This is a genomic window from Bacteroides sp. (genome assembly GCF_052357945.1).
GTDB lineage: Bacteria > Bacteroidota > Bacteroidia > Bacteroidales > Bacteroidaceae > Bacteroides.
Genome location: NZ_DAWCXD010000158.1, coordinates 1 through 5520, shown reverse-complemented (window position 1 = coordinate 5520; position 5520 = coordinate 1). Strand labels below are relative to the sequence as shown.

3 protein-coding genes are annotated in these 5520 nt (G+C 39.9%); 1 reads left to right on the top strand and 2 read right to left on the bottom strand.

Features of this window, described 5'->3' with window-relative positions:
- Positions 1-529 precede the first annotated feature (529 nt).
- Positions 530-1762, bottom strand: a complete 1233-nt coding sequence (locus tag ACT8YW_RS19600) for an AAA family ATPase (protein ID WP_444106869.1) — start codon at positions 1760-1762, stop codon at positions 530-532.
- 761 nt (positions 1763-2523) lie between these two features.
- Here ACT8YW_RS19600 and ACT8YW_RS19595 point away from each other — a divergent pair.
- Positions 2524-3834: a DUF3440 domain-containing protein gene (locus tag ACT8YW_RS19595; RefSeq protein WP_444106868.1), complete on the top strand. Its 1311-nt coding sequence runs from the start codon at positions 2524-2526 to the stop codon at positions 3832-3834.
- Between the two features lie 214 nt (positions 3835-4048).
- On the opposite strand, the gene ACT8YW_RS19590 is transcribed toward ACT8YW_RS19595, so the two are convergent.
- On the bottom strand, positions 4049-5029 hold the full coding sequence (locus tag ACT8YW_RS19590) for a transposase (protein ID WP_444106867.1): 981 nt from the start codon (positions 5027-5029) through the stop codon (positions 4049-4051).
- Positions 5030-5520: the final 491 nt, after the last annotated feature.

The window sequence follows — 5520 nt, the reverse complement described above, 5'->3', positions numbered from 1 at the left end:
TTGAGTGATCACCTGTGTCCATCACTGTCCAATAGTGTAAACCACTGTAAACTTGCGTCCATTACTATAAAATATGGACACTTACCATAATTCTTCTTTTCTTTTTGGTTATTCTATTTATTGCAGGTGATCCTTGAGTGATCACCTGTGTCCATCACTGTCCAATAGTGTAAACCACTGTAAACTTGTGTCCATTACTATAAAAAATGGACACTTATTATAATTCTTCTTTCTTTTTGGTTATTCTATAGATAATAATATAGTAAATAATAGAGTAATGACCAAAAAGAAGAGAAAATAGTGTCCAATTTATTATATAATGGACAGTTGTTTACATAGGTTTACAATAATGGACATCTTTTTTTCTTTTGGTCATTGACTTTAATTATCTGTATAGTCCTTATTTGTTATATAAGATGAACAGCCAAAAGAAGAGAGAAGTGTCCAATTATTTATATTATGGACAGTAATGAACACAAGTTTACACTATGGACAGAGGTGGACACTTAATGGACACCTGTGGACATCATTAAGCATCCTGATTATCTCCTTCTTCATTGGATGTTGCTTGTATCTGTCTTAGCTTATAACCAACAGTCGTAGGGGATATATTCAGTTCTTCGGCTATCTGCCTGTTGGAAAGTCCCTGTTCATGATATCTTCTGATTTCTTTCAGTAGTAAGTTGTTCGCGTTTTGTAACAGGTCGGATTCCCTTGCTGTCTGGACCGGATTGGGTGATGAAACATTCTGCTTTGATTTACCGGGTTGGATGAATTGTAGCATTGTAGGATCGACAGTCTTATCAATGGTGTAGGGTAAGACATGGCTTTCATCCCATACAATTTTTCCATTCCTGCTTTTAAGTTGTTTCACGTATCTTTCGGAAGACGGATTTTTACTCGATGTTCCGATGGCAAATACTGACTGAACAAAATTAGTTAACATACTTGATCCCAGGCAATGGTTCAGGTCAAGGGGTGTAAAGGGAGGGATTTTTGGCGTGTGGTTTATGACGAGAATTGAATACCCTTCTTTGGCCCATTCACATAATTTCGAGCAGATCAGTTTCACATCTTCCGGTTTCATTCCTCCGTTATTGACTAGAAATGTGAGGTTGTCGAGTATCAATATTTTAATAGATAATGTGTCAAGCATCTTTCTTAACAATTCCAGACACTTTTCAGGATTGTCCAATGCCCACTCAACTTTTTCCATTTCCGGTCGTTTGAGAAGCTCGGACCAGACATGCAACCTGCTGTCCTTTGAAGTATACCTCTGCTGAAACTGCTTCATTGACATCTCCAGGTCAATATACAGTACTCCTTTATTAAGATTTTTGGTTATATGTTCCGCTATCTGAACCGCATATATACTTTTTCCGGTATTCGTCCTTCCGAATAGCACGGCCAGTTCATTTTCATACCATAATCCGTTTCCATTACCATCATCTCCCCATAGAATTGTCGGGACTGGCTTGTTTTTCGCTTCTTTCATAGACTGATTAATACTTTTCCCTAAAATACTATCCAAATCGTCACATGGCTGTTCCTGTATCACTTTTCCTATCGGCTGTATTGTTTCACTCTCCTTTCCAGAAGCATTATTCCATGTGGAAGATATGATTTCTCCAACCTGAACAGGCGGGAACTCTTTTTGGGGGAGATTGTTCAATTCATTCCAGCACTCATCGATACTGTTGCCAAGCGCTTTGATCGTTTCCTCGCTTGGGCTTTTCCTGTTTTGTTTTTTGTCTGCTGCCATACTTTCATAATTTAAAAGGTTATTTCAAGCGGCTTTAAAGGATATGGCATATTCCTCCTCACCACTTACCATTTCATCACGTATAAGAATTTTCCTCTTTCTGATACCTCCTTTTTATATGAAGAAAGAATGGCAGGCGTAGCTATTCACCCACCATCCCCTCTTTCAGCAGATAACAAAAAAAACAAGAAATAACTTTTACGTTCATTAGTTAGGATTTGGGCTCTTGAAATGCGCGTTTTTTGCATGTGGGAATATGAATGAAAGAGGTTTGCTATAACACCTCTTGTTGTGATAGTTCTTTCTGAAACGACCATACCTAATGTTATAGAGTTGGTCATATTATTGTTTTTCCACCCTCTCTTGTAGCTCTCAATCAAAGTCCAGATTCCCAAGTCAGAGATTGATCCGAAATTGGTGGAAACATTTGCCTTCATTGAACTCCCGCAAATAACGAACTGAATATTGGTAAGTATGAGGCGATTGACTAAGCAACGGGGATTTACGGAGTTGGAGTTATCAAAAGGAATTAGAGAAGTATAAATTCCTAAAAACAAAGAACAAAATTTTCCTGATATTATCGGTAGGGTATCAACGATAAAGAAATAACCAATATGCGGGAGATGGTATCGTTTGAAATACTGTCTCCTTTTATTTTTGTCCGGTTCCCTTTTTTTACCAGTCTGTTCATTTCTTTTTGTCCGGGGATTTATTAATTGTAGCATTTCCATTATCTTTGCCTTACAAGGAGGATTGAAACCATGACCAATGTGAAAGAACGACGGAAGAATGTCTATGAACTGGTACAGGAAAGGCTAGATTTTATTTTTCGGGAATTTGACAATATCTATATTTCCTTTTCGGGCGGAAAGGACAGCGGTGTTCTTTTCAACCTGTGTATTGACTATATTCGCAGGCATAACCTGCATCGTAGTATAGGTGTTTTTTATATGGACTATGAGATCCAATACAGGATGACGGTTGACTATGTGGAGCGCACTTTCAAAAACAATTGTGATTTTATTGAAATTTACCATGTGTGTGTTCCTTTCCGTGTCACCACGTGCACTTCCATGTATCAGAATTATTGGCGTCCCTGGGATGAAAATAAGAAAACTATGTGGGTACGTCCCATGCCTTCCAATGCGCTGACAGCAGATGATTTTCCCTTTTATGATAGTCGGATGTGGGATTATGACTTTCAGACGGAATTCTCACGATGGATACATTCACGCAAGAAAGCTGTACGTACCTGTTGCCTGGTGGGACTCCGTACTCAGGAAAGCTATAACAGATGGCGTAGTATTTACCGGGGTGTGAAGGAGAAATACAAAGATTGTGAGTGGAGTACCCGTGTTGATGAGGGTATTTATAATTTTTATCCTCTTTATGACTGGAAAACGACTGACATTTGGGTGGCTAACGGCAAATTCCGCTGGGACTATAACCGTTTGTATGATCTTTATTATCAGGCTGGGGTGAGCCTTGACAGACAGCGTGTGGCCAGTCCTTTCATTAGTGAGGCTATGGAAAGCCTCTCCCTGTACAGGGCCATAGACCCTGATATGTGGGGACGGATGATAGGGCGTGTCAACGGTGTTAATTTTTCCGGTCTTTATGGAAATACGCATGCCATGGGCAGACAAAAAATCCTTCTTCCTGCCGGGTATACCTGGAAGTCATTTATGGAATTTCTTCTCTCTACCCTTCCCGAGCGTACAAGACAGAGGTATTTGGGCAAGCTTGCAACGAGTATCAGGTTCTGGAGGGAGAAAGGCGGTGTTCTCGGTGAGGAGGTGATACGTAAGCTGAAGGAACGCCATGTTACGATTCAGGTTGGCGGAAATACAAATTACAGGACGGTCAAGAAGCCTGTCAGGATGGAGTATCTGGATGATATTGATATCGCCGAGTTCAAGGAAATCCCCACTTACAAGAGAATGTGTATTTGCATATTGCGGAATGACCATGCTTGTAAATATATGGGATTTTCACTGACCAAAGAAGAGACGGATAGAAAGCGGAAGGCTTTGGAATACTACGGAAAGGCGTTTAAGGAAAGAAATAGCTAATATGAGAAAGTGTGATCTGATATAGCGGAGTTTAGCGCATAAACAGAAAGGGATATTATTGTAATTCATGTTAATCAATAGTCCGTTAAAAATTCAACATATCGGCTAAGCGTCTTCTGCCACTATGCCAAAGAGTTCTTTGATAAGTTTAGTATTAAAAGTTCTGTTCGGTTTCAGACCGGACTTGCTGAAAATTCTTTTGAGCATATAAATATTACTCAGACAGGCCTTTAGCAGTCCGATGGAAAGCGACGGATAGTATCGTTGGCGCATGACCTTCGCGATGTTTGCCGAGCCAGTGACGCATTGAAAGCGAAGTCAAGTCTCTTGCCTGACAATCATTGAGTCCGGTAAACTGCTTGGAGGAGTCCCGAAAGCAAAACTCAATCTGGAATCGCGTACGGTAGTATTCGATGATGTCTTTGGCTGACATGTCAAGATCGGTGGAGAAATAGATTTTATGTCCTCCTGATTCTGGGTAATGAACCACGACTTTGATGTTGCGTTTCATTGCCTTTGAATAGGCCTTGACTGAGTAAGCCCTTCCTCCTTCAATATCAAGGATCTCGCAACACTGAAGGTCGAGTTTCTCAAAATCAATCTTCTCGCCTTTGATACGCGGTCGTCCCCGTTTGCCTGTGCGGACACCGTCATGTGAATACCACAAGGTGGCATCATCACGCAGGCGGCTGATGACATGGAACCCCAGTAGACAGGCTTCATTGACGAACTTTGCCTTTGAGAACCGTGCATCCGCAACGACATGGCGTGTTATGCCGAGCAACTTGTCCTTGTATTTGCGGAGCACGTCAAGATACCAGTCCACAAGGTTGTAATCTTCGCCTTGCTTTTCCATATACGCCTTGTCCGGTGTCTGTTCCGCACATAGCATCATACAGTTCCGGATGTCAATGTCGATAATGCCGATGCCGAGAATTTCCAATCCCCGTTTCATTGCAGAAGCGCATCCCGACCAGAACTTGCCGATATAAGGAATCTTTTTTCCCGACTTTGAAATGTAGCTTGCGTCTATGGCAATGGCTTTTCTAACACTTTCCCCAAACCGCTGCCGCATAAGGAAGAGATTGAACTGCATCCAGTCAAACTCACGTTCAAACAACTGCTGGAAGCGTTGTTCCGAGCTGTCTGAGTAACGCCCCATTTGGGTGAAATTAATCTTTCTTGGTAGTACCATATACAAAATCATGAGTTGGATGAATGCTGTTTCAAAACTTTTGCATAACTTCGCTGAACAACTTTTCAAAGCATCGGTTACGATTTCCTCATATTGGTCAAGTGCTGTTTTGTTCATTGCTTTAATGTGTGGTGGAATATCATTAAAGATACTGAAAATCAGTCACTTGACCTGTTTGTTCTGCTAAACTTCATTAATTAACTTGTTTATTTTCAACGGATTAGTTACAAATTTAACGAAGTATTATATCCATAATTCTTTGAAATATTTAATTCCCCCAACAGGTATGGCTGATATAGAAAAAGAATTTTCATAATGTTTATTAGAAAAGTTTTATTTACCTTTGTAGTTGAAGTTTTTATCCGAAAACACTTCGGGTTAAATGTAGCCTGAATTTTATGCTATGTTTTAAGTAAATAAATGATAATAAATCTTCTAAAAATCAACAGTTTAATTATGTTTTATCACTAATATATAATAATATTATATGT

Coding starts and splice junctions, on each gene's coding strand:
- ACT8YW_RS19590 (WP_444106867.1), bottom strand. CDS start 5,029: ATGGTACTACCAAGAAAGATTAATTTCACCCAAATGGGGCGTTACTCA.
- ACT8YW_RS19600 (WP_444106869.1), bottom strand. CDS start 1,762: ATGGCAGCAGACAAAAAACAAAACAGGAAAAGCCCAAGCGAGGAAACG.
- ACT8YW_RS19595 (WP_444106868.1), top strand. CDS start 2,524: ATGACCAATGTGAAAGAACGACGGAAGAATGTCTATGAACTGGTACAG.